This window comes from Streptosporangium sp. NPDC053982 (genome assembly GCF_055585205.1).
Map to the genome: position 1 here is coordinate 260,934 of NZ_JBVJKQ010000011.1, position 22,808 is coordinate 283,741.

At 70.0% G+C, this 22,808-nt stretch carries 18 protein-coding genes; 7 read left to right on the plus strand and 11 right to left on the minus strand.

What is annotated here, in order from left to right; translation table 11 throughout:
* Positions 1–181: 181 nt before the first annotated feature.
* The 4 genes from ACZ6W9_RS21835 to ACZ6W9_RS21850 all read right to left on the minus strand — a co-directional run bounded on the left by ACZ6W9_RS21835 (position 182) and on the right by ACZ6W9_RS21850 (position 6,897).
* On the minus strand, positions 182–1,840 hold the full coding sequence (locus ACZ6W9_RS21835; RefSeq protein WP_470119321.1) for a hypothetical protein: 1,659 nt from the start codon (positions 1,838–1,840) through the stop codon (positions 182–184).
* Between the two features lie 367 nt (positions 1,841–2,207).
* Positions 2,208–2,546: a DUF6300 family protein gene (locus ACZ6W9_RS21840; protein WP_470119322.1), complete on the minus strand. Its 339-nt coding sequence runs from the start codon at positions 2,544–2,546 to the stop codon at positions 2,208–2,210.
* The gene (gene dnaE / locus ACZ6W9_RS21845) at positions 2,543–6,091 is read right to left on the minus strand and encodes a DNA polymerase III subunit alpha (RefSeq protein ID WP_470119324.1); all 3,549 of its coding nucleotides are present in this window, start codon (positions 6,089–6,091) and stop codon (positions 2,543–2,545) included. The genes ACZ6W9_RS21840 and dnaE overlap by 4 nt, the downstream gene beginning before the upstream one ends.
* A 302-nt stretch (positions 6,092–6,393) precedes the next feature.
* Positions 6,394–6,897 (minus strand): MarR family winged helix-turn-helix transcriptional regulator, encoded by a 504-nt coding sequence (locus ACZ6W9_RS21850; RefSeq protein ID WP_470119326.1) that lies wholly within the window; start codon positions 6,895–6,897, stop codon positions 6,394–6,396.
* Between the two features lie 67 nt (positions 6,898–6,964).
* On the opposite strand from ACZ6W9_RS21850, the gene ACZ6W9_RS21855 reads away from it, so the two are divergent.
* Positions 6,965–7,399: a MarR family winged helix-turn-helix transcriptional regulator gene (locus tag ACZ6W9_RS21855; protein ID WP_470119328.1), complete on the plus strand. Its 435-nt coding sequence runs from the start codon at positions 6,965–6,967 to the stop codon at positions 7,397–7,399.
* Here ACZ6W9_RS21855 and ACZ6W9_RS21860 read toward each other — a convergent pair.
* Entirely contained in the window at positions 7,383–8,579 is a 1,197-nt protein-coding gene (locus tag ACZ6W9_RS21860) for an acyltransferase family protein (RefSeq protein ID WP_470119330.1), read from the minus strand. The genes ACZ6W9_RS21855 and ACZ6W9_RS21860 overlap by 17 nt on opposite strands.
* Before the next feature lie 143 nt (positions 8,580–8,722).
* Positions 8,723–9,244, minus strand: coding sequence for a TIGR03086 family metal-binding protein (locus ACZ6W9_RS21865; RefSeq protein ID WP_389967064.1), 522 nt, complete (start codon positions 9,242–9,244; stop codon positions 8,723–8,725).
* 19 nt (positions 9,245–9,263) lie between these two features.
* On the opposite strand from ACZ6W9_RS21865, the gene ACZ6W9_RS21870 reads away from it, so the two are divergent.
* Positions 9,264–10,109: a DUF6597 domain-containing transcriptional factor gene (locus ACZ6W9_RS21870; RefSeq protein WP_389967066.1), complete on the plus strand. Its 846-nt coding sequence runs from the start codon at positions 9,264–9,266 to the stop codon at positions 10,107–10,109.
* Here ACZ6W9_RS21870 and ACZ6W9_RS21875 read toward each other — a convergent pair.
* The 3 genes from ACZ6W9_RS21875 to ACZ6W9_RS21885 all read right to left on the minus strand — a co-directional run bounded on the left by ACZ6W9_RS21875 (position 10,088) and on the right by ACZ6W9_RS21885 (position 12,974).
* The gene (locus ACZ6W9_RS21875) at positions 10,088–10,633 is read right to left on the minus strand and encodes a dihydrofolate reductase family protein (RefSeq protein ID WP_470119333.1); all 546 of its coding nucleotides are present in this window, start codon (positions 10,631–10,633) and stop codon (positions 10,088–10,090) included. The two genes, ACZ6W9_RS21870 and ACZ6W9_RS21875, sit on opposite strands and share 22 nt — an antisense overlap.
* A gap of 148 nt (positions 10,634–10,781) precedes the next feature.
* A complete protein-coding gene (locus ACZ6W9_RS21880; RefSeq protein ID WP_470119335.1) occupies positions 10,782–11,483 on the minus strand; it encodes a helix-turn-helix domain-containing protein in 702 nt (233 codons plus the stop codon).
* A 132-nt stretch (positions 11,484–11,615) separates the two neighbouring features.
* Positions 11,616–12,974, minus strand: a complete 1,359-nt coding sequence (locus ACZ6W9_RS21885) for an extracellular catalytic domain type 1 short-chain-length polyhydroxyalkanoate depolymerase (protein ID WP_389967074.1) — start codon at positions 12,972–12,974, stop codon at positions 11,616–11,618.
* A gap of 532 nt (positions 12,975–13,506) precedes the next feature.
* Here ACZ6W9_RS21885 and ACZ6W9_RS21890 point away from each other — a divergent pair.
* Both ACZ6W9_RS21890 and ACZ6W9_RS21895 read left to right on the plus strand, forming a co-directional pair.
* Positions 13,507–15,000, plus strand: coding sequence for an endo-1,4-beta-xylanase (locus tag ACZ6W9_RS21890; protein WP_389967077.1), 1,494 nt, complete (start codon positions 13,507–13,509; stop codon positions 14,998–15,000).
* Positions 15,001–15,182: 182 nt separating this feature from the next.
* A complete protein-coding gene (locus tag ACZ6W9_RS21895; RefSeq protein ID WP_470119337.1) occupies positions 15,183–17,219 on the plus strand; it encodes a cellulose binding domain-containing protein in 2,037 nt (678 codons plus the stop codon).
* A gap of 145 nt (positions 17,220–17,364) precedes the next feature.
* On the opposite strand, the gene ACZ6W9_RS21900 is transcribed toward ACZ6W9_RS21895, so the two are convergent.
* Entirely contained in the window at positions 17,365–18,933 is a 1,569-nt protein-coding gene (locus ACZ6W9_RS21900) for an MDR family MFS transporter (protein WP_470119339.1), read from the minus strand.
* Between the two features lie 395 nt (positions 18,934–19,328).
* Positions 19,329–19,754: a hypothetical protein gene (locus ACZ6W9_RS21905; protein WP_470119341.1), complete on the minus strand. Its 426-nt coding sequence runs from the start codon at positions 19,752–19,754 to the stop codon at positions 19,329–19,331.
* Positions 19,755–19,995: 241 nt separating this feature from the next.
* On the opposite strand from ACZ6W9_RS21905, the gene ACZ6W9_RS21910 reads away from it, so the two are divergent.
* From ACZ6W9_RS21910 to ACZ6W9_RS21920, 3 genes are all read left to right on the plus strand, one after another.
* Positions 19,996–20,367, plus strand: coding sequence for a YciI family protein (locus tag ACZ6W9_RS21910; RefSeq protein WP_389967089.1), 372 nt, complete (start codon positions 19,996–19,998; stop codon positions 20,365–20,367).
* Positions 20,364–21,605 carry an RNA polymerase sigma factor gene (locus ACZ6W9_RS21915; protein WP_470119343.1) on the plus strand — a complete coding sequence of 414 codons (1,242 nt, stop codon included), beginning with the start codon at positions 20,364–20,366 and terminating at the stop codon, positions 21,603–21,605. Before ACZ6W9_RS21910 ends, ACZ6W9_RS21915 begins: the two co-directional genes overlap by 4 nt.
* A gap of 225 nt (positions 21,606–21,830) precedes the next feature.
* Positions 21,831–22,796 (plus strand): hypothetical protein, encoded by a 966-nt coding sequence (locus tag ACZ6W9_RS21920; RefSeq protein ID WP_389967095.1) that lies wholly within the window; start codon positions 21,831–21,833, stop codon positions 22,794–22,796.
* Positions 22,797–22,808 lie beyond the last annotated feature (12 nt).

Here is a 22,808-nt window from a genome sequence, read left to right on the forward strand (position 1 = left end):
CGGACACCGATGCCGTGGTCACGCATGAGGTCGTTCCGTCGACGCGCGTGACCAAAGTCGTCAAGCGGGCGCCGATCTTCTCCGGGTGGAGTCAGTCGGATCGGGAGAGGTTCAGCCGAGGCTGCGCCACGGTGTGCGGCCCGTGACGCAGGACCGGCTCATGTCCGCCCGATGGCGGTCATCAGATGTCCGGGAGCGTTTCACAGACGACCATGGCCCGCCAGAGCTCCTGGATGGAGCCGCACAGCAGGCGCAGTCGCTGGAGATCCTTGGCCCTCAGCCAGTCGGGCAAGGTCCGAGGAGTGACCGCCTTGTTCATCGTGAATCGCGGGTCCAGGGCCGCGAGAGCCTCTATCGCGAGATGGACACGTTGCCGGGACTCATCCGAGGTGTGGGTGAAGTAGTTGCGGATCTCCCTGAGGACTTTGTACTGCAGGGCGACCTCCTCGGGAACGGATTTCAGCTCCGTCTGAGCCTCCGGCCGGAGCCATCCGTCGTTCACACGCGGGTCTCCGGCTCCCAGGCCATCGATGTACCTGTCCGTCAGAACAACCCCGGGCGCCGCTCCCTCTGCCAGCGCGAGGCGTTGCTTCTTGGACAGAGAGTCCCCTTCCAGCATCCGCCTAACCGCGTCGGCGTCGGCGGCCACCACCGCGCGCAGCCATTCCCTTCGCCGGAACTCGAACTCCTCCACATAGGCGCGCAGGAAGTTCTTGACGGTGGCCGACGCCTTGGCCTGCGGGGTGGAACCGAATTCCGCCACGAAGCGCTCCCACTGGCGCTGTGCGTCCTGGAGGGCTCGCGTGCTGTGCGGTATCCGGCTGACCTTCGAAGCGTTCCGAGTGTGGAGAGACCCGGCGGCGACCCATCGAACGTCGCTCCAGGTGTTGTAACGGAGCCGGAGGGACCCCCAGGTCGGCCTGTCATAGCCTGCGCGGGTCTCGAGATCGGCCCATCGCTGGTATCCCTCGATGCTCGGCGCGTGCCCGTGGGTCTTCGAGTATTCGAAGTAGTCGGTGATCGCCGATGTGTAGTCCTCGTCCCGATATTTCAAGGGACCGCGGGAGCGCCCCTTGGCACCCGGGTTGAGACCGATGTTGCGTAGCGCGTCCGTCCAGTATCCGCCCCCGAGCCGCTTCGAGACCGTAAGGGCGGTCGGAGGCCAGAGGACGGCGTTGCCGACCGCGGACAGACCCCATTCACCGATGGCCTGGAGACGCAGCTCGTCGTAGCGCTTCCTTGTGATCGCCACGTCAGGATTGTCGCCGTAAGAGGCGCGCGTGGTCGCGATGAGGCACAGTGCCGAGGTGATGTCGGAACGGCCGACTCTCTGCTCCCCGAGCACCGTGGAGACCTCCCACAACTCCTCGAAGTCATCCGTCATCAGTGCGGTCCTGTGGTCACCGGCCAGGTCGAGGCTGCGCCCCAGCAGGTACCAGACCCCGGCCTCGATGGCCTTCACCGAGAAGAGCTCGACGTCCCTCGCGTGCCAGTGCCCGAAGACGGCATCACTGGCACCAATGCCCTTGCCGAGGACGGTGATGTCCACGTGGGGCAGGATCAGTTGGAAACGGGTGATGACCTCGGCACGGGACATGCCGGAGGACGCCATGGTCGCGACGGCGTCCTTGTATTCGGTGACGAAGGATGTGACGGCCTGATCCAGGTTCTCGACGGAAGGTCTGCGGTTGGGTGGTCTCGAGCCCGCGCCCACCTGACGCAGGATCTGATGAACGCGGGGACCGGTCAGGCCGTACAGCTCGCCGACCTCTTCCAGGGTCATTCCCTGCTCGTACAGCTGCTTGATCTGAATGTCGCGTAAATCCCGTATTGGCTGCACAGGACCTCCATGGATACGACGCGGAATCGATCGGATCAGTCTCCATGGATTCCCTTTACAGAGATCTACTATCTGGATTCCTTGCTCGTCTTTGAGGGATCCGCCATCCAGAGGAACAAGAAATGACAATTCAAACATCGAATGCCATAAGAATTCAATCAGTCTATCTTGCATGTCTTGACAGATATCTTAGATAAGCTTATCTTGATACCTTTAGTATGCTTCGCTATCTATTGCAGAGGACCTACCCCTCCACGCGGACGGCCTTGGCCGCGGCGACGCCGGCGAGCGGCCCGGTGCGTGATCGGCGACCGATGGCGGCACGGCCCCCGGCACCGCAGGACGCGGCGCCGGGGGCCGTGCCGTGTCACAGTTCGCCGCGCCGCCAGGCGTCGGCCTCCTGCGCGGCCCCGTCCAGGGCGGGCGGCCGCAGGTGGCCGGCCCACCGGTCGAGCAGCCGCGCGAACTCCTCGGCGACCTCGCCGGTGACGGTCTCGTGGACGTGGAACCAGGTGATGAGCGGCGCGGCGAGCGGGTCGCCGGAGTCGCATCCCGCGCACAGCACGACCGGCACGTGGCCGCGCACCGCGGATCCGCGGGCGTTGGTCCAGCCGTGGCCGACCAGCACCGACAGCAGGCCCTCACCGTCGCAGCGCGGGCACACCGGGGGCTCCACCACCGAGACGACCTCGACGGGGCGGCTCACAGGGCGATCGCGTCCGACCCGAACAGCGCCTTGACGTCCCCGGCGAAGGACGGGGCGGCGTCGACCTGGTAGTCCGGCAGCGCCATGACCACCGTCCGGCCGGTGTGACGGCGCAGCCGTACCTGCACCGGCACCTTGCCCTCGTGCGTCTTGAGGATGTTGCGCAGCTCCTCCACCAGTTCGGCGGTGACCCGCTCCTCCCGCAGGAAGATCGTGACGGGCGGCCCGGAGTCGCCGGCGACGATGGAGACGTCGATGATGGTGAGGTCCTGGGCGAAGATCGAGATCGCGCCGTCGCGGTTGTTGACCTGACCCCCCACCGAGACCACGGCGTCCTCCCGCAGCATCGGCCCGTACAGCTCGTAGTTCTTGGGGAAGAACAGGCACTCGACGGCGGAGTCCATGTCCTCGACCACGACGATCGCCCAGAGGTTCCCGGCCTTGTTGACGCGCTTGTCGACCTTCGTGATGAGACCGCAGACCCGGACGTCGCCGCGTTCCCGGCCGCTTTCGAGCAGTTCGACGATCGTGGTGTCGCGGTTGCGGACCAGGAGGCGTTCGGTTCCGGCGAGGGGGTGGTCGGAGACGTACAGGCCGAGCATCTCCCGCTCGAAGTCCAGGCGTGTCTTCTTGTCCCACTCGGTGTCGGGGACGGTGACGGTGAAGACGTTCTCCTCGGTGTCCTCGGTCCCGCCGAACAGGGAGTCCTGGCCGTTGGCCTCGTTCTTCTTGATGTCGATGACGGAGTCGACGGCCTGCTCGTGGGTGAGCAGCAGCCCCTTGCGGGGGTGGTCGAGGGAGTCGAAGGCCCCCGCCTTGATCAGGGACTCGATGACGCGCTTGTTGCAGACCTGTAGCGGCACCTTGCCGAGGAAGTCGTTGAAGTCGGTGTAGTCGTCTTTTTCCTGGCGGGCCTTGATGATGCCCTCGACGACGTTCTCGCCGACGTTGCGGACGGCGCCGAGACCGAAGCGGACCTTGTCGTCGCCGACCGCGGCGAACGTCAGGTCGGAGTCGTTGACGTCGGGCGGCAGGACCTGGATGCCCATCTTGCGGCATTCGGCGAGGTAGATGGCGGCCTTGTCCTTGTCGTCGCCGACGCTGGTGAGCAGGGCCGCCATGTAGTCGGCGGGGTAGTTGGCCTTGAGGTAGGCCGTCCAGTACGCGACGAGGCCGTAGCCGGCGGTGTGGGACTTGTTGAAGGCGTAGCCGGAGAACGGCAGCATGACGTCCCACAGCGCCTGGATCGCCCCGTCGCTGTAGCCGTTGCCGCGCATGCCCGCCTGGAAGTTGACGAACTCCTTGGCGAGGATCTCGGGCTTCTTCTTGCCCATGGCGCGGCGCAGCAGGTCGGCGCCGCCGAGGGTGTAGCCGGCCAGCTCCCGGGCGACCGCCATGATCTGCTCCTGGTAGACGAGCAGGTGGAAGGTGGATCCGAGGATCGGGTCCAGGGCGTCCTTCAGTTCCGGGTGGATCGGGGTGATCTCCTGGCGGGCGTTCTTTCGGTGGGCGTAGTTGGTGTGGGCGTTGGCGGCCATCGGGCCGGGCCGGTACAGCGCGAGGACGGCGGCGATGTCCTCGAACCGGGTGGGCTCCATCAGCTTCAGGAGCTGCCGCATGGGGCCGCCGTCGAGCTGGAAGACGCCCAGGGTGTCGCCGCGGGCCAGCAGCCTGTAGGTGGTCGCGTCGTCGAGGGGGATCTCCTCGGTACGGATCGTCACGCCACGGTTCTGCTCGATGATCTTGATGGCGTGGTCGATGATGCCGAGGTTGCGCAGGCCCAGGAAGTCCATCTTGATCAGGCCCATGGACTCGCAGGACGGGTAGTCGAAGCCGGTGATGACCACGCCGTCCTTGTCCCGCATGTGCATGGGGATCAGGTCGAGCAGCGGCGCGGACGACAGGATGACCGCGGCGGCGTGCACGCCGGTGCCGCGGATCAGGCCCTCGATGCCGCGGCCGGTGTCGATGACCTTGCGCACGTCGACGTCCGACTCGTACAGGGAGCGGATCTCGCCGCCCTCGATGTAGCGGGGGTGCTCGGGGTCGAACATCTTCGCCAGGGGGACGCCCTTGCCCATGACGTCCGGCGGCATCGCCTTGGTGATCTTGTCGCCCATCGCGAAGGGGTAGCCGAGGATGCGGGAGGCGTCCTTGACGGCGGCCTTGGCCTTGATCGTGCCGAAGGTGTTGACCTGCGCGGTGTACTCGTTGCCGTACTTCCGGGTCACGTAGGACACCATGCGGTCGCGCTGGCGGTCGTCGAAGTCGAGGTCGATGTCGGGCGGGCTGATGCGCTCGGGGTTGAGGAACCGCTCGAACAGCAGGCCGTGCTCCAGCGGGTCCAGCTCGGTGATGCGGGTCGCGTAGGCGACGATCGAACCGGTCGCCGACCCCCGGCCGGGTCCGACGGCGATGCCGTTGTCCCGGGCGTACTTGCAGATGTCGGCGACGACGAGGAAGTAGGAGGAGAACCCCATGGGGCCGATGACCTTCATCTCGGTCTCGTACCGCTCCCACACCTCGGCGGGGACCGGGTCGCCGTAGCGCATGACCAGGCCCTGCTCGACCTCCTTGCGCAGCCACGACTCCTGCGTCTCCCCCTCGGGCACGTCGGGGTACTGCGGCATCCGGTCGATGTAGCCGAACACCTCGTCGTAGTCGCCGACCATCTCGGCGACCAGCAGCGTGTTGTCACACGCCTCGGGCAGCTCGGTGAACAGGCTCCGCATCTCGGCGGGGCTCTTGACGTAGTAGCCCGACCCGTTGAACCGGAACCGGTTCGGGTCGTCCTTGTTGCGGCCCACGCCGACGCACAGCAGGCTGTCGTGGGCGTCGGCCTGGTCCTCGGTGACGTAGTGGGAGTCGTTGGTGGCCAGCAGCGGGATGTTCAGCTGCTTCGCCAGGCGCAGCAGGTCCTCGCGGACGTCACGCTCGATGTCCAGGCCGTGGTCCATCAGCTCCAGGAAGTAGTTCTCCCTGCCGAAGATCTCCTGGTAGCCGGCCGCCGCCTCGACGGCCTGGTCGTACTGGCCGAGCCGCAGCCGGGTCTGCACCTCCCCCGAAGGGCAGCCGGTGGTGGCGATGATCCCCTCGGCGTGCCGGGCGACCAGCTCCCGGTCCATGCGGGGCTTGCCGTAGTAGCCCTCGAAGGAGGCCAGGGACGACAGGCGGAACAGGTTGCGCAGGCCCGCGACGTCCTTGGCCCACATGGTCATGTGCGTGTACCGGCCACCGCCGGAGACGTCCTTGCCGCCCTCGCCGTCCGCGACTCCGGTCTCGGCGCGTTTGCCCCAGAACACCGGCTTCTTGAACGAGCGGGACGCGGGCGCCACGTATGCCTCGATGCCGATGATCGGCTTGATGCCCGCCTTCTTGGCCTCGCCCTGGAACTCGTAGGCGCCGAACATGTTGCCGTGATCGCTCATGGCGATGGCGGGCATCTCCAGCCGCGCCACCTCCTCGAACATCCGGCCGATCTTCGCCGCACCGTCGAGCATCGAGTACTCGGTGTGGACATGCAGATGCACGAAAGATTCGGTCACCTGTTCCCCTTTTCTCCAGGCCGGCCGCCGTTTCCCGGCCCCGGAGCCTACGCCTCCCGCCGCCTCATCTCCACCCTCCGGCCCGCCCGTCCCACCGATGGGCACGGGCCACGTCTTCCCCGCCGGTACGGCACGAGCAACTCTTGCTCTACCCGATCTGACCTGCGGTTATCTATCGGGGCGGGGTGGGCGGCGTGTGGCGGGCCCGCCGCGCTCACAGCACCCGCCCGGCTCCCGGCAGCCGCCGCACCAGGTAGGCGAGGCCCCGGCACAAGCGCCCGTACGGCCACGCCGGGCCGTCCTCAGCGGGTGACCGTGCCCAGGGACTCCACGAACCTGGCGAGAAGGCGGGCGAACTCGGCGCGGTCCGCGGCCGGCCAGTCGCTCATGGCCTCGGCGTAGATCCGCTGCCGGAAGGCGTGTATCTCCTCCGACAGGCGGCGTCCGGCCGGCGTGCGCACCAGGAGTGCCCTGCGGCCGTCCGCCTGGTCGGCCTCCCGCCGTACCAGACCCGCCGCCACGGCGGCGGCGACCAGCTTGCTGGCGCGCGGCTGGTCGATGTTCAACGCGGTGGCCACACCGGTGACGGTCACCGCGTCGCCCGCGTCCTCGGCCGCCTCGATGACGTCCAGCACTTCGGCGCCGGCCACCGGCGCGGCGGTCGCCGCCGTCTCCGGGCCTCCGCCGGAGCCGGCCTTCCGGCGGTCGGCGGCGAGCCGCGCCAGGGTGCGCCGGCTCTGGCTGCGGCGGATGGCCACCATGGCGCGTTCGACCGTCTCGATGTGATCGTCACCGTTGCGCTCCACGGTCCAGAAGCATATGCTCCCGCGCAGTTAGTTGTTAAAATACATGCACATGTGAGAGGACATTTTTATGGAACGGCCCATCGGCTACTGGCTGAAGCACCTCGACCGTCTCATCGAAGCCGCGGCCGAACAGGCCCTCACCGAAGAGCGGCTCACCCGGAGGCACTGGCAGATCATGAACACGCTGCACGGGTCCCCGCAGACCCCGGACGGCCTCGCCGAGACATTGCGGCCTTTCTGGGGCCCCGGCTCGGTCACCCTGGAAGACGTCACCGGCGAGCTGACCCGCCGCGGCTGGCTCACCCTGGACGGCTCCGGCCGCCACGCGCTCACCCCGGACGGCCGGGCCGGTCACGCCATGATCCGGGAGAAGATGAACGGCGTCCGTTCCACCTTCCTCACCGGTCTCACCGAGGCGGAATACCTCCGGACCGTTCAGTCCCTGCGGCACATGGCCGACAACCTGGAGCGCGCCGCCGGGGGCGTCAGCCGCCCGGGGTGATGAGACGCCTGCCCAGCCGCTGCGCCGGAGCCTCCACGAAGCGCCAGGTCAGCGCACTGAGGCCGAGCAGCGCCGCCACCACGCCGGCCAGCGCCGCCAGCCGCGCCCCCAGCGGTACGGTCGCCGGCTCGGGCCAGAACCACTGGACGCCTTCCAGCAGCAACGGATGGAGCAGGTAGACCGAGTAGCTGACCAGCCCCAGCCAGGCCAGGACCCGGGGCATCCGCCGGTGCCGCAGCGCCATCGCGGCGACGAAGGTGAGCCAGGCGGCGGCCTCGGCCGTCTGGGTGCCGAGGTCGCCGCGCGCCAGCCAGATCCCGGCCGCCGGCACCAGCGCCGCCCAGCCCGCCCGGCTCCAGGGGATCTGACCCTGCTCGGCCCGGTACAGCGCCGTTCCGGCGAACATGGTGGCCAGGATCAGTAGCCCCTGCCAGGGGCCGGGGTAGCTCTGGTTGACCGCCAGCAGTCCCAGCACGACGGCCCCGACGACGATCGCGCCCGCCCGCCGTACCGTGCCCGTCCCCGCGAGCACCGCCGCCAGGCCCGCCGTCAGCGACGCGGCCACCGCCAGCGTCACCGTCAGCATCCGGCCGGAGCCACCGGCCGAGAGGAGCGCGACCGGCAGCGCGCCCGCGCCCGCCACGGCCGCCGCGGTGAAGGCGAGGGCGTACGCGGTGCTCCGCCGGTGCAGGCCGAGGGTGAACAGCGCGGTCAGCAGCAGGTAGAACGCCATCTCGTACGAGAGCGTCCACAGCACGTTGACCAGGTTCGGCATGGCCAGCAGGTTCTGCAGCATCGTCAGGTGGCCCACCGTCAGGGAGAGCGGTCGCGAGCCCCACCAGACGTGCGGTTCGTCCCAGCCCATCGCGGCCAGCAGCGCCATGCCCGCCGCGCACACCACGAGCGGCGGATACAGCCGGAAGAAGCGGGAGATCCAGAAGGCGCGCACGTCGCCCCGCCGTTCCAGCGACGCCGGCACGATGTAGCCACTGACCAGGAAGAACACGGTCACGCCGTACCATCCGGGCTCGAAGACCGCCTTGACCGGCATCCGCGCCCCGGGCAGCAGGGGCTGGAGCGTGTGCTCGAAGACCACGACCAGGGCGGCGAGGCCGCGGAGGGCGTCGAGCCAGGCCATGCGCCGTCCGGCCTGCCGGGACACCGCCGGAACAGTGAGCATCCGACGATGCTAATGATCAATGCCCGGAAAATGGGTCGATGCTCAGAAATAACGACCGATGAGCACCTTCGGTCACCGTGACCATGGATCAACCGGTATGCCGTCCTGTCCGAGCGGCCGACGGGAGCGGGAGCGGGAGCGCGTCAGGGCGTCCAGGCCGGGTCCCGGCCGATGACGCCGAGCAGGCGGTCGAACGGCGGGGCGTCGTCCGGGACGGCCACCGGCGGCCCGAAGGCGCCGCGCTGCCTGCCCGTCTCCACCATCCGGTCGGTGAAGTCCAGCGCCCGCGCGACCGTCCCGGGGTCCGGCTCGTACTCCCGGCCGACGGCCCTGGCCAGGTCCCAGCCGTGCACGACCATGTCGACGAGGTACATGTGGGCCAGCACGTCCATCGGCAGGCCCATGCCGGGGCTCGTGCCCTCCCACGCCTCCGGCCGGGACCAGGCCGCCAGCGTGCGCTCCGCCCTCTCGGGGAAGTCGCCCGCGTACGGTCCCCGCTCGGTCCTCGGCCCCCCGTGGGCCAGCGACTCGAACATCTCCGCCACCCACTCCAGGTGGTTGATCAGCTCCCTGACGTCGAACTTCTCACACGGCGTCGGCAGCCCGAGCTGCTCGGGCCCCACCTCGCGCACCAGTCCCGCGGTCCGTTCGGTGGCACGCCTCATCAACGGCATCATGTCGTCCATGACAGCCAGCGTGCCCCATTCGCCCGAGGCGCGGCTTGTAGAAACGCGACAGCGCGGCTGGGTCGACCCGTACGCGGGACTCGACGCCTTCGACTACGTCCGGCGGGCGCCGTCACCCGGGCTCGCGGCGTACGTCGAGCACTTCTGGGTCGTCACGTGGACCGATCTCGCCGAGCCGTACGAGCAGCGCATCGTCTCCCACCCCACCGTGAACATGACGATCACCGATGACTTCCACCGGATCGCGGGGGTGATCAGGGGCGGGTTCTCCTACACGATGCGGGGCGGCGGCCGCGTGCTCGGCACGCGTTTCCGCCCCGGCGGCTTCCGGCCGTTCCTCGACGGCCCGGTGTCCCGGCTGACCGACCGCTTCCCCGGGATCGGTGAGATGTACGGCGCGGCGGGCGAGACCCTGGTCCGGCGCGTCCTGACCGAACCGGACATCCCGGCCGCCGTCGCCCTCGTCGATGACTTCCTGCTGGGGCTGGGACCCCGCCGGGATCCGGTGGCCGAGGAGGTCGCGGCGCTGGTGGCGACGGCGGAGAACGACGTGTCCATGACCCGGGTCGACGCGCTGGCGGCCAGGGCCGGGCGGTCGGTGCGCTCACTGCAGCGGCTGTTCCGCGACTACGTCGGCGTCGGCCCCAAGTGGGTGATCCGCCGCTTCCGGCTGCACGAGGCCGCGGAGCGGGTCTACCGGGGCCTCGACCTGGCGACGCTGGCCGCCGAGCTCGGATACGCCGACCAGGCCCACCTGACCCGCGACTTCACCGCGGCGGTCGGCATGTCGCCCGCGGCCTACGCCCGGCTCGGCGGCACGGGTCAGCCGGCGTCCGGGACGTAGGTCAGGTTGAGCACGCCGGACCGGAACGTCTCGGACTCGACCAGTTTCAGCCTGTGGGTCGGAGTGTCCTCGAACAACCGCTGACCGTGGCCGACGGCGATCGGGTGGACGAGCAGTTTCAGCTCGTCGAGCAACCCGTTGGCCAGCAGCCACCGCACGGTCGTCGCGGAGCCGGACATCTGGATGGTGCCGTCGGTCCGCTTCTTGACCTCGCGCAGCCTGGCCGCGACGTCGCCGGAGACGACGGTGGTGTTGCTCCACTCCGCCTCCCGCAGGGTGTTCGACACGACGTACTTGGGGGTGCCGTTGATGAACTTGGCGAAGTCCTGGTCCTGGTCCGTCGTCGTCCAGTACGCCGACCACTCCTCGTACAGCCTGCGGCCCATCAGAAACGCCGTCGCCTCCTGCATGCCCGCCCCGATCGCCGCGCCCATCTGGTCGTCGAAGTACGGGGTGTGCCACTGGTCGGGCGACTCGATCACGCCGTCCAGCGAGATGAAGAAGTTGGAAACGATCTTGGCCATTGCGCTGTTCCTTCGTCGTCAGGGGCACGGGAGGGGCCTCGCGTCCGCGGACCGGGGCGACCGGCCCTCCCTCCTCGCCGGCGTCGGCGGCGGAACCGTCCTCCGCCGTGACCGTGGCTGTGAAAAGGAGATTAGACGGGCGCGGGGCTCACATCTTGTACAGAAGCGACAGCGGCTCCGACGGGCTCCGGGCGCTCAGCTGCGTGGCGGTCCGCCCGATGTAGCGGGACAGCGACCGCGCCAGGTGCGGCTGGTCGAAATATCCGAGCCGGTGGATGACGTCGTGCACCGGCACACCCTCCAGGAGCAGGACCGCCGCCCGGCGGGCGCGGCCGATCTGCCGCACGGAGCCGGGGGTGAGTCCGGTCGCCGCCGCGAAGCGCCGCTGTACGGTCCGCTCGGACACGTCCGGCGGGGCGCCGCGGAACACCGCGGCGACGATCGGGTCACGGACCAGGACGCCCTCGCGCACCATCCGCCGCACGAATGCCTCGGCGTCGTCGTAGCCCGGAACACGCCAGGTGGAACCCTTCAGCCAGAAGGATCCGGGGGTCGCGTCCGGGATCTCCGCGGAACCGCCGACGAGCCGGCCGGCCGGGAGGTGCGGCATCGAGGTCCCGAGCGAGAAGCTGATCCCGAAGAACGTGGCCTCCTCGGGCACGGGGGCCGGGCACGCCCGGGGCTCCGGTCCCTGAACGGCCGCGCTGAACCGGCCGCGGTGCTCCCAGAAGACCAGGTCCCAGTGTGCGGTCGCGACCGAGGTCATCGTGTCGACGCCGTGGCTGGTGCTCCGCCACACCCGATCGATGTACGGCGAGTCGGACGGCCGGTCCTCGATCTCCAACCCCATCCGAGCCGTTCCTCCACCCTGTCGACGCCGACGCGGTCGGACATGAGTGTGGCACGGGACCCGCCGGCTCGCCGTGCCGCCCGGTGGACCGGAGGGCACGGCGAGCCGGCGAGGGGCCGGTCGGAGAATGTGTCAGGAGAGGGTGCAGGGGGCTCCGTTGAGGGTGAACGCGGTGGCCTTGCCGGCGTCGCCGGTGTGGGTGGCCTGGAAGCCGATCTCGGTGGAGGCTCCGGGCGCGAGGGAGCCGTTGTAGGTGACGTTCGTCGCGGTGACGCGGCCGGTGGCGGGGGTGTAGGTGGCGTTCCAGCCGCCGGTGATGGTCTGCCCGCCGGGGAGGGTGAAGGCCAGGGACCAGCCGTTGACCGCCGAGGTTCCGGTGTTGGTGACGGTGAGGTTCTCGGTCAGCCCGTTGTTCCACGCGTTGACGGTGGCGCTGACCCGGCAGGCGCCGGGAGGCGGCGGCGTGTCGCCGGGCGTCGGGGTCACCGTGGGAGTCACCGTCGGGGTGGCCGTGGGAGTCGCCGTCGGGGTCACCGTCGGAGTGGGTGAGGACGTGGGCGTGGTGCCGTCGAGGCCGAGGAAGGAGATGGCGTAGGCGAGTTGCCCGTTCATCGGCAGGGAGTGGCCGACGCCGCTGATGCTGATGCCCTCGACGGTGGCCTGGGTCGTGGTGTTCCCGTAGCGGGTACGGGTCCAGGACGACTGCGGGTGGTCGGTGAAGGCGGGGGTCTGGGACAGGCCGTGGAGGTTGGTCCACTGCTTGATCTCTTCACCGAAGTTGGGGTAGGCCAGCGTGGTGTCCGTGGTGCCGTGCCACAGCTGCATCCTCGGGTAACGGCCGGTGTAGCCGGGATACATCGCCCGCGCCTGGTCGCCCCACTGCTGCGCGGTCTTGATGAGGTTGCCGCCGGAGCACTGGCTGTTCCACAGCGAGCCGTTGGTGGTGGCGAAGCATCCGGCCGGGACGCCGGAGAAGGCCGAGCCGGCGGAGAAGACGTCGGGGTACTCGGCGGCCAGGACGTTGGTCATCATCGCGCCGGAGGAGAAGCCGCTGACCACGATCCGGGCGGGGTCGACGTTGTAGCGCTGGCGGGCGTAGGCGACCATCGACATGATGCCGGTGGAGTCGCTGCCGCCGTCGCGGCGCAGCGCGGCGGGGGTGGACACGTCGAAGCACTTCTCGCTGCGGGTGGCCTCGGGCAGCACGATGATGTAGCCGTAGCGGTCGGCGGCGGTGACGTAGTCGTGCCCGTTTCCGTTGAAGATCGCCGAGGCCGTGCCGGTGCAGTAGTGCACCAGCACCAGCAGCGCCGGCCGGGGGGCGACCCGGTCGGGCACGTAGAGGTACATGTTCAGGTTGGTCGGGTTGTTGCCGAAACCGGTCACCCGGGTGAGGGACGCCGCGGCCACCGGTTTGGTCGCCATGAACATGCCCGCGATCAACAAGGGCAGGGCGACGGCTGCCAGCACGACCCTGAATGTTCGTTTCACGCCAAGTCCTCTCTTCGTCAGATGGGTGGAGAGGGTGGTGGTGGGCGGAGCAAATACGACGCGGGGAAGCGCGTCAAGGGCCCGCGGCCCGTCGTACCGGTGTGCGCGGCGGCCGGACGGGGCTCATCTCGCGTTATCGGGTGAGCCGAGCCCGGACAAGGCGGACGCGCCGCTGAAAATTTCACCCGCGACGCCCTGGAGGGCATGAGTCCACGCCGTACCGTCCGGCAGGGAAGCACGGCGAAATCCCAGGAGAAGAGCCGGACATCGGAACACTCGTGGAGCCGAGACCCAGAATGCGTTCCGAAAGTTTCAAGAAGGTGTTGACAAGTTTCAAGCACGTTTCCAAACTGAGTCCCCAGGACGGCCCCGCGGGTGGTGGTACGCAGCGGGGGCCACCGTCCGCGACGCCCGGCGGTGCACGGTTCCCCGTGAGGCGATGGGACGCGGCGTCGGTCCCGCGGGGTCTCTCCCCGCTCCCCCTTTTCCCATGATCCGGTTTTCTCGTGATCCAGTTATGGAGGCTCAAGGCATGGGCGCAAACGCCACACCCCCGCCCGGAACCCGGAGACCCCGCGGCGGCCTCCGCCGGGCTCTGATCGCCGGCGCCCTCGGCGTCCTCGGCACGGTCACCGCCCTGACGGCGGTACAGGCTCCCGCCGGCGCCGCGGAGAACACGCTCGGCGCGGCGGCCGCGCAGAGCGGGCGCTACTTCGGCACCGCCATCGCCGGAGGCAAGCTCGGCGACTCGGCGTACACCACGATCGCGAACCGCGAGTTCAACATGGTGACCGCCGAGAACGAGATGAAGATCGACGCCACCGAGCCCCAGCGGGGCCAGTTCAACTTCTCCAGCGGAGACCGCATCTACAACTGGGCCGTCCAGAACGGCAAGCGGGTCCGCGGGCACACCCTGGCCTGGCACTCACAGCAGCCGGGCTGGATGCAGTCCCTGTCCGGATCCACCCTGCGCCAGGCGATGATCGACCACATCAACGGCGTGATGGCCCACTACAAGGGCAAGATCTACGCCTGGGACGTGGTCAACGAGGCCTACGCCGACGGCAACTCCGGCGGCCGGCGCGACTCCAACCTGCAGCGGACCGGCAACGACTGGATCGAGGTCGCCTTCCGCACCGCACGGAACGCCGACCCGTCCGCCAAGCTCTGCTACAACGACTACAACATCGAGAACTGGACCTGGGCCAAGACCCAGGGCGTCTACAACATGGTCCGCGACTTCAAGCAGCGCGGCGTGCCGATCGACTGCGTCGGCTTCCAGAGCCACTTCAACAGCGGCAGCCCCTACAACAGCAACTTCCGCACCACCCTGCAGAGCTTCGCCGCCCTCGGCGTCGACGTGGCCATCACCGAGCTCGACATCCAGGGCGCCTCGGCCACGACCTACGCCAACGTGACCAACGACTGCCTGGCCGTGCCGCGCTGCGTCGGCATCACCGTGTGGGGCGTGCGCGACAGCGACTCCTGGCGTTCGGGCGACGTTCCGCTGCTGTTCGACGGCAACGGCAACAAGAAGGCCGCCTACAGCTCGGTCCTCAACGCCCTCAACTCCGCCTCCCCGAACCCGAGCCAGACGCCCACCGCGACACCCACCGTGACGCCCACCGACCCGCCGCCCGGCGGTAACGGGCAGATCAGGGGCGTGGCCTCCGGCCGCTGCGTGGACGTGCCCAACAGCAGCACCACCGACGGCACCCAGGTCCAGCTCTGGGACTGCCACGGCAACGCCAACCAGCAGTGGACCTCCACCTCCGCCGGAGAGCTCCGCGTCTACGGCAACAAGTGCCTCGACGCCGGCGGCACCGCCAACGGCGCCGTCGCCCAGATCTACTCCTGCTGGGGCGGCGACAACCAGAAGTGGCGTCTGAACGGCGACGGCACCATCGTCGGCGTCCAGTCCGGGCTCTGCCTGGACGCCACCGGATCGGGCACGGCCAACGGCACCAAGCTCCAGATGTACTCCTGCCACGGCGGCAACAACCAGAAGTGGACCCGGACCGGCTGACCTCGCTCACCGACCGGCCCTCGTGAGGGCCCCCGCGGCGCGGTACGACCCGCCGCGGGGGCCCTTCGGCGTGAAAGTTTCACCCTCGGTTGACGGGCGTGAGGCGGCCCCCCACGATCATGTTGCCTCCGGGTCAGGGGAGGCGTCGAATGAAGGCCGCTATCACATTGAGGTGTCCATCGATGCCAAGACCTCTGTTACGGGCCGCGTCCGCCGTACTGCTGACGCTGGCCGCGCTCCAGGCGCCCACGGCGTACGCCGACGAGGCCGGCCCGGTCGCGGTGACCGTCAACGCCCGCGCCGCGCTCGCCACCGTGCCCGAGACCGCCGTCGGAGCCAACCACGCGATCTGGGACTCCCGGCTGGGCACCGACGAGACCGCCGACCTGCTGAAAGACGCCGGCGTGAAACTGCTGCGCTATCCCGGCGGCTCCTACTCCGACATCTACCACTGGGCCGACCACACCGCCCCCGGCGGCTACGTGGCCCCCGGCACCGACTTCGACACCTTCATGCGCGGGGTACGGCGCACCGGGGCGCAGCCGATGGTGACCGCCAACTACGGCACCGGCACGGCGGCGGAGGCCGCGGCCTGGGTACGGCACGCCAACGTCGACAAGGGCTACGGCGTCAGGTACTGGGAGATCGGCAACGAGAACTACGGCAACGGCCACTACGGCGCCGCCTGGGAGGCCGACGACCACGCCGACAAGAGCCCGGCCGAGTACGCGCGCAACGTCGTGGCCTACTCCGACGCGATGAAGGCCGTCGACCCGACCATCAAGATCGGCGCGGTGCTGACCACCCCGGCCAACTGGCCCGACGCCCTGACCGCCGACGGCGACGCCGGGAGCTGGAACGACGTCGTCCTGGCCACCGCCGGGTCGAAGATCGACTTCGTGATCCTGCACTGGTACCCCGGCTCCTTCGACAGGGCCGACCAGGTTCCGGACATGATCCAGCTCACCCGGAAGCAGATCGCGAAGCACGTGGGAGCCGGATCCGAGCGGATCGGCATCGCGATGACCGAGTTCAACACCGGGTCGAGCGACCGCGGCACGACGACCCAGCCCGGCGCCCTGGCCGCCGCCGACGCCTACGCGACGCTGCTGGCCAACGGGGTGTTCACCGTCGACTGGTGGAACGTCCACAACGGGATCGGCAAGGTCACCGAGGTCGAGGGGCACACCGACTACGGCGACTTCGGCCTGCTGTCGAGCGGGTCCTGCGCCGACGGCGGCGTCTGCGAACCGGCGGCGAACACGCCCTTCGCGCCCTACTACGCGCTCCAGATGGTCAGCCGCTTCGCCCGCCCCGGTGACCGGTTCGTCCGGGCCGCGACAGACCAGGCGAAGGTCACCGCGCACGCCGTACGGCGCCCCGACGGCTCGCTGGCCGTCATGCTGATCAACACCTCGTCCGACACGTCGTACCCCGTCGCGATCGACTACTCCGGGTTCGGCCCGGCGTCCGGGGCCCCCACCGTGCTGACCCACGTCAACGGCGCCACGAGCATCACCACCTCGGCCACGGGCGGCGCGACCGGCCGGACGCTGCCTCCCCTCTCGCTGACCACGATCATCGTGCGTCCCGCCTCCACCCAGGCGGGCCTGCCGGGCGAGCCGGGACAGCCGTCGGCCTCGGGCGTGACGGACCAGGCCGCCACGATCTCCTGGTCCGCCGCCTCCGCCGGCGCCCGCCCGATCGTGAAGTACGAGGTGTACCGCCAGAACGGAGCCGTCAGCGAGCAGATCGGCGAGACCACCGGCACCTCGCTCACCGCGCGCAACCTGAAGCCGGGCACGCGCTACACGGTCAACGTGCTCGCCCGTGACAGCGGCGGCGGGGTCTCGCCCCCCTCCGCGCCGCTGACGTTCACCACCGGCACGCCCGCCTCCGGCTCGTGCTCGGTACGGCTGACCAAGCAGTCCGACTGGGGCAGCGGCTACGTCGGCTCCATCGACATCACCAACAACGGCGCACCGGTCAGCGGCTGGACCCTGACCTTCGGCTGGCCCAGGGCGTGGCAGAGCCTGGGCAGCGGCTGGAGCGCCGTCTGGACGCAGAACGGCCAGGACGTCAAGGCCGTCAGCGAACCCGGCAACGGCTCGCTGGCCACCGGCGCGACGGCCACGATCGGCTACGTCGGCAACTACAGCGGCCCGAACGTGCTGCCCGAGGTCTTCACCCTCAACGGAACCGTCTGCACGACCCGATGACGACGCCCGGGGGCCGTCCGCACGGACGGCCCCCCAGGTCCTGCATCACCACACGGACGGCTTTTCAGGTCCAACGTCACCACACCGCACGGGCGGCCCCGGGTCCCACGTCATCACACGGACGGCCTGCGGGCCGCCGCCGGTCTCAGTGGCCGTGCCCCCCGTGTCCGCCGGCGTTGTCCGCGCGGGCGGGCAGGAGCAGGGCGGTGACGATCACGACCACGGACAGCACCGCGCCGATGACGAAGGCCATCCGCATGCCGCCGAGGGTGGCGAGGGCCTCGGTGGCGCCCGTGGCCCTCAGGGCGTCGGCCCGCGCGCTCATCACGGTGATCACGAGCGCGGTGCCGAAGGCCGCGGCGACCTGCTGCAGCGTGCTCAGGATCGAGCTGGCGTGGGAGTAGAGGTGCGGGGGGACCGCTCCGAGCCCGAGGGTGAACACCGGGGTGAAGGTCGCGGCCAGGCTCACCATCAGCAGCGCGTGCAGGCCGAGGAGCTGCCAGAACGGCATGGTCATCGTGACCTGGGTGAAGCCGGTGAGCGTGAGCGCGATGCCGATCGCACCGGGAATGACCAGGACCCGGCCGCCGAACCGGTCGAACAGCCGGCCGACGACCGGGCCGAGCAGCCCCATCGCCAGGCCGCCCGGCATCACGAGGAGCCCGGTCTGCAGGGGGCTGAGCTCGCGGACGCTCTGCAGGTACAGCGGCAGCAGGATCATCGAGCCGAGCATCGCCATGAAGGACACCGACATCAGGATCAGCGCGACCGTGAAGGTGCGGTGGCGCAGGGCGCGCAGGTCCATCAGCGGCGTGGTGTGCTTCTTGGGAGGCTTCACCGGCGACGCGCTGCGCAGGTCCACCGGCGGCGCGGTGTGCTCCCTGTGGAGGTCCTCCGGCGAGGCACTGCGCTTCTGCAGCACCAGCTGGCGGACGACGAAGACGATGATGGCCACCAGACCGGCCGCCACGGTCGCGGCGGCGACGAAGGCGTCACCGCCCTCGAACAGGCTGAGCCCGTAGACCAGACCGCCGAAACCGGCGGCGGCGGTCACCACGCTCAGCCAGTCGACGGTGCTGTACTCGGGCTCCCCGACGTTCTTGAGCCGCGCGAGGCCGCGCCACGTGATCAGGGCGGCGATGGGGAGAACCACGGCGAACAGCAGCCGCCAGGACCCGAACTGGAGGATGAGTCCCGAGACGGCCGGGCCCATCGCGGGCGCGACCGAGATGGCCAGGGACATGTTGCCCATGACCCGGCCCCGGTCCTCCTCGGGCACCACCTGCATCAGCGTGGTCATCAGCAGCGGCATCATCACCGCCGTCCCGGAAGCCTGGACGATGCGGGCGCCCAGCAGCACCTCGAACGTCGGCGCGGCGGCGGCCAGTGCCGTGCCGAGCAGGAACAGGCCCATCGCGACGGTGTACGCCTGGCGGGTGGAGACCCGCTGCAGGAACCATCCGGTGATCGGGATGACGGCGGCCATGGTCAGCATGAAGGCGGTCGAGAGCCACTGCGCGGTCTGCGCGGTGATGCTCAGCGCCTCCATCAGCTGGGGGATCGCATTGACCATGATCGTCTCGTTGAGGATGACGACGAACGTGGCGAGCACCAGCAACCGGATCACGGGCGGGGTGCGCCCCGAAACAGGCCGGGGGCGATCCGGAACGGCCTCCGCGGGCATGGCGGGAGAGTCGAGCTGGGGGACGGACACGATACCTCGATCAGGGTCGTCGGACATGATGTCGTCATGGCCGGCACCCCGGCCACGGGTCTCGCAAGAAGTCGCGGTCATGTAAAGAGTGACCGATGCCACCGACAAAACTCATCGACCGTGTCCAGCATTCCGGCAGACGATGTGAGATGTCACCCGGTTTTAACCGGCGGGTGACGGTGACCGGCCGGGAAACGACGACCGGCGGGGAAGGACCGACCGGCAAGGGAACAGTGACCGGCGGGGAAGAACCGACCGGCCGGAAAGCGGCGACCGGCGGGGAAGGATCCACCGGCCGGGGAACGGTGGCCGCCCTGGCAGGCGGGCCTCACCGATCCCCGGTGTCCGGAGCGGCGGTACGGGCTCACAACACGGGCCCGCGGTACGGGCCGGCCTCAGATCCGGGTCATGGTGGTCTCGTACCCGCCCCCGCCGGGGTAGACCCACCCGCCGGTGGCCGTGTCGCCGTCGGCGCTGAAGGTGCCCCGGTAGTAGGCGGGACTGCCCTTCGCGCCGCACCAGATGGTCAGCTCGTCGCCGATCAGCTCGTAGACGTAGTCGAGGGTGTCGCCGGACGAGCCGTAGAACCGCGACACCACGTCCGTACCGGCCGGCTCGCCGAACGGCCGCAGGTTACCGATCACCTCCAGGCCGGTGGCCGACTCGCCGGACTGGCTGAGATCGACGTGCTGAAGCAGGAAGAACCCGCCGGGCATCCACTCGTACCGCACGGTCCCCTCCGCGCCGCCGGTGATCGCCCAGGTGCCGACCAGGCGGTCCAGAGCCTTCAGGCCGGCGCTCGGCTGGTAGTTCTCGGACATCTCGTCTCCTCGGTGAGTCGTGGTGAGTGCTCGCCGGTACCTCGGAGGCGGCCTGTCCGCCTTGACACGCATCTGATGTGATCTGAATCACAGTCGGATCGCGTCGAATTCTCCGGCCCGGCCACGAGGTACCGGTGTGATCCGGTCGAGGAGGAGGTCATGACCGCCGTCGCCGCACCCAGCGGCCTCCGCTCCGCCTGATCTTGCGTACATTCACTGGGAACGAACAGGGAGGATTCCCATGAAATACCTGCTGCTCGGCTACACGCCGGCCGCCGCCTGGGACGCCGCCACCCCCGACGCGCTGTCCGAGGAGGCGATGACCGCCTTCGCCACGTACCAGAGGTTCGAGCGGGAACTGATCGAGACCGGCGAGTTCGTCACCGGCGTGGGCCTCGGCCACCCGGTGGTCAGCACCACGGTCCGCAGGACCTCCGACGGCGTGGTGGCGACCGACGGGCCCTTCGCCGAACTGAAGGAGGTCCTGGCCAGCTTCGCCGTGATCGACGTGAGCGGCCGGGAGAGAGCCGTGGAGATCGCCTCACGGATCGTCGAGGTGCTGGGCGAGCCGATCGAGATCCGGCCGATCATGGGTGAGGAGTTCACGGCGTGAGCGCGGACGTCGAGCACCTGCTGCGCGTGGAGGCGCCGCAGGTGCTCGGCGCGCTGACCCGGCGTTTCGGCCACTTCGACGTCGCCGAGGACGCGGTTCAGGAGGCGCTGCTCGCCGCGAGCCGGGCATGGCGGGTCGACGGCGTGCCGGACGACCCGCGTAGCTGGCTGATCCGGGTCGGCTACCGGCGGATGGTCGACCTGCTCCGCTCCGAACAGGCCCGGCGCCGGCGCGAGCGGGAAGCCGGGGCGGCCGACCAGGCCATGTGGGAACCGGCCCGCCGGCCGTCCCCGCCGCGGGAGACCGATGACAGCCTCACCCTGCTGATGCTCTGCTGCCATCCCGTGCTGAGCCCCGCCTCCCAGGTGGCGCTCACGCTGCGCGCGGTCGGCGGCCTGACGACCGCCGAGATCGCCCACGCCTACGGGACGACCGAGAACACCATGGGCACGCGGATCAGCCGTGCCAAACAGCGGCTGGCCGGCGCCGGCGCGCGCTTCACCCCGCCGGACGGCGCCGACCGCGGCAGCCGTCTGGCCGCCGTGACGCAGGTGCTCTACCTGATCTTCAACGAGGGGTACACGGCCTCCGCCGGCGAGGAACTCGCCCGCGTCGACCTGACCCACGAGGCGATCCGGCTGACCCGCATGCTCCACGCCTCCCTGCCGGGCGACGCCGAGGTGACCGGGCTGCTCGCGCTGATGCTGCTCACCGAGTCGCGGCGCGCCGCCCGCGTCCGCGGCGCCGACGAGCTGGTGCCATTGGACGAGCAGGACCGGACACTGTGGGACGCCGCCCTGATCCACGAGGGCACCGAACTGATCGACGGCGTCTGGAACCGGCACGAGGTGGGCCCGTACCAGCTGCAGGCGGCGATCGCCGCCGTGCACGCCGCTGCCGTGTCGCCGGAGCGGACGGACTGGCCGCAGATCGCGGTGCTGTATCTGTGGCTCGAACGGCTCACCCCGACCGCACCGGTACGGCTCAGCCGGGTGGTGGCGGTGGCCCGGGCGTACGGTCCGGGCCGGGGGCTGGCGCTGCTCGACGACCTCAACCGGCGTCACCGGCTGGACCGGGACCCGCTGACCCGGCGCCGGGAACGCGCGGTACGCGCTCATCTGCTCCAGATGACCGGCGAAACGGCCGGCGCGGCGGCGTTGTACCGCGAGGCGGCCGCTCTGACGGACAACCAGGTCGAACAGCGGTACCTGCTCGACAGGGCCGACCGTCTCGGCTGACGGCCCTGTCCGGAGGGCCGGTGCCATCAGGCGCCCATCCCGGTCCCCTCGACATCACCCACGGCCGGATGACGCCGACAGCGTGTCGGACGACCGGGCCGGGGCGCCGCCGGCCCCGCGGGAGGCCGGGCCGGGGCCCCGCGCCACGGCGTCGCCCCCGCGGGCTCCGGGGCGCGGACCCGCGACGGAAAGCAGGATGCAAGCGGACTTCGCACAATGACCGGCATGGAAGCCTCCTCCCCCGGCCGCCGCGGCGTGCCACCCCTCCGGCTCGCCGCCGGAGCGGCCTTCATGCTCCTGATCGTCACGGGATGCGGCGCCGGCGCCGGTTCCCTCGGGGACGACCGGTCCGCCCCGGAACGCGTGCCCGTCACGGTCACCGCCGAGGCTCCCCAGACCACCCAGACCACCCGGGCCGCCGAGTCCGGCCGCCCTCCGGAGAACGACGACCCGGCCGGGACGGATGACCCGGCCGGATCAGACCGGACGGATGACCCGGCCGGGGCCCGGACGGATGACCCGGCCGGGGCCCGGACGGCGGTGCAGCCGGGAGGGGTCCTCACCGACGGCGGCGTCGTCGCGGCAGAACTCACCCGGGCCGGGCAGCGGGACAGGTTCGCCCTGGACCTGGGCGACGCCAGGGAGTTCTACGTCACGGACATGACCGGCGACGACATCCGGCTCCAGGTGTACTCCGAGGTGGACGGCCGGCCGGTGGGCCCGTCCGACATCGCTTTCAGCTGGGGCACGTCCGTCGTCAAGCTGACCAAGGCGGGCAGGCACCGGCTGGAGGTCTTCGGGAACACGAACGTCGTCGGGCCGTACGGTTTCCGGATCGCGACGGTGAAGGTCCGCACGTTCCCGGCGGCGATCGGCCTGCGGATCGGCGAGGGCGGCCCGGACGGCGCGGGGCGGCTGGACGTCCCCGGGCGCATCGACCGCTTCGAGTTCGACGCGGACGGCGCGTCGGCCATCAAGGTCCTCGGCGGGACCGGGGCGTGCGAGGCCATCGAACTGGAGCTCGTGGACGCCGCGGAGAGGAACGTCGCGAGCCCGCGGCAGCCCATCCCCCTGTGCGGATACGAGGCCGACATCCCGCTCTCCGGCGGGGACGGCCGGTACGCGCTCGTGGTCAGGTCGGGCTCGGCGAAGACGGGACCGTACTCGTTCCAGATCGCGCGGGCGGGCTGAACACCGGTCCGG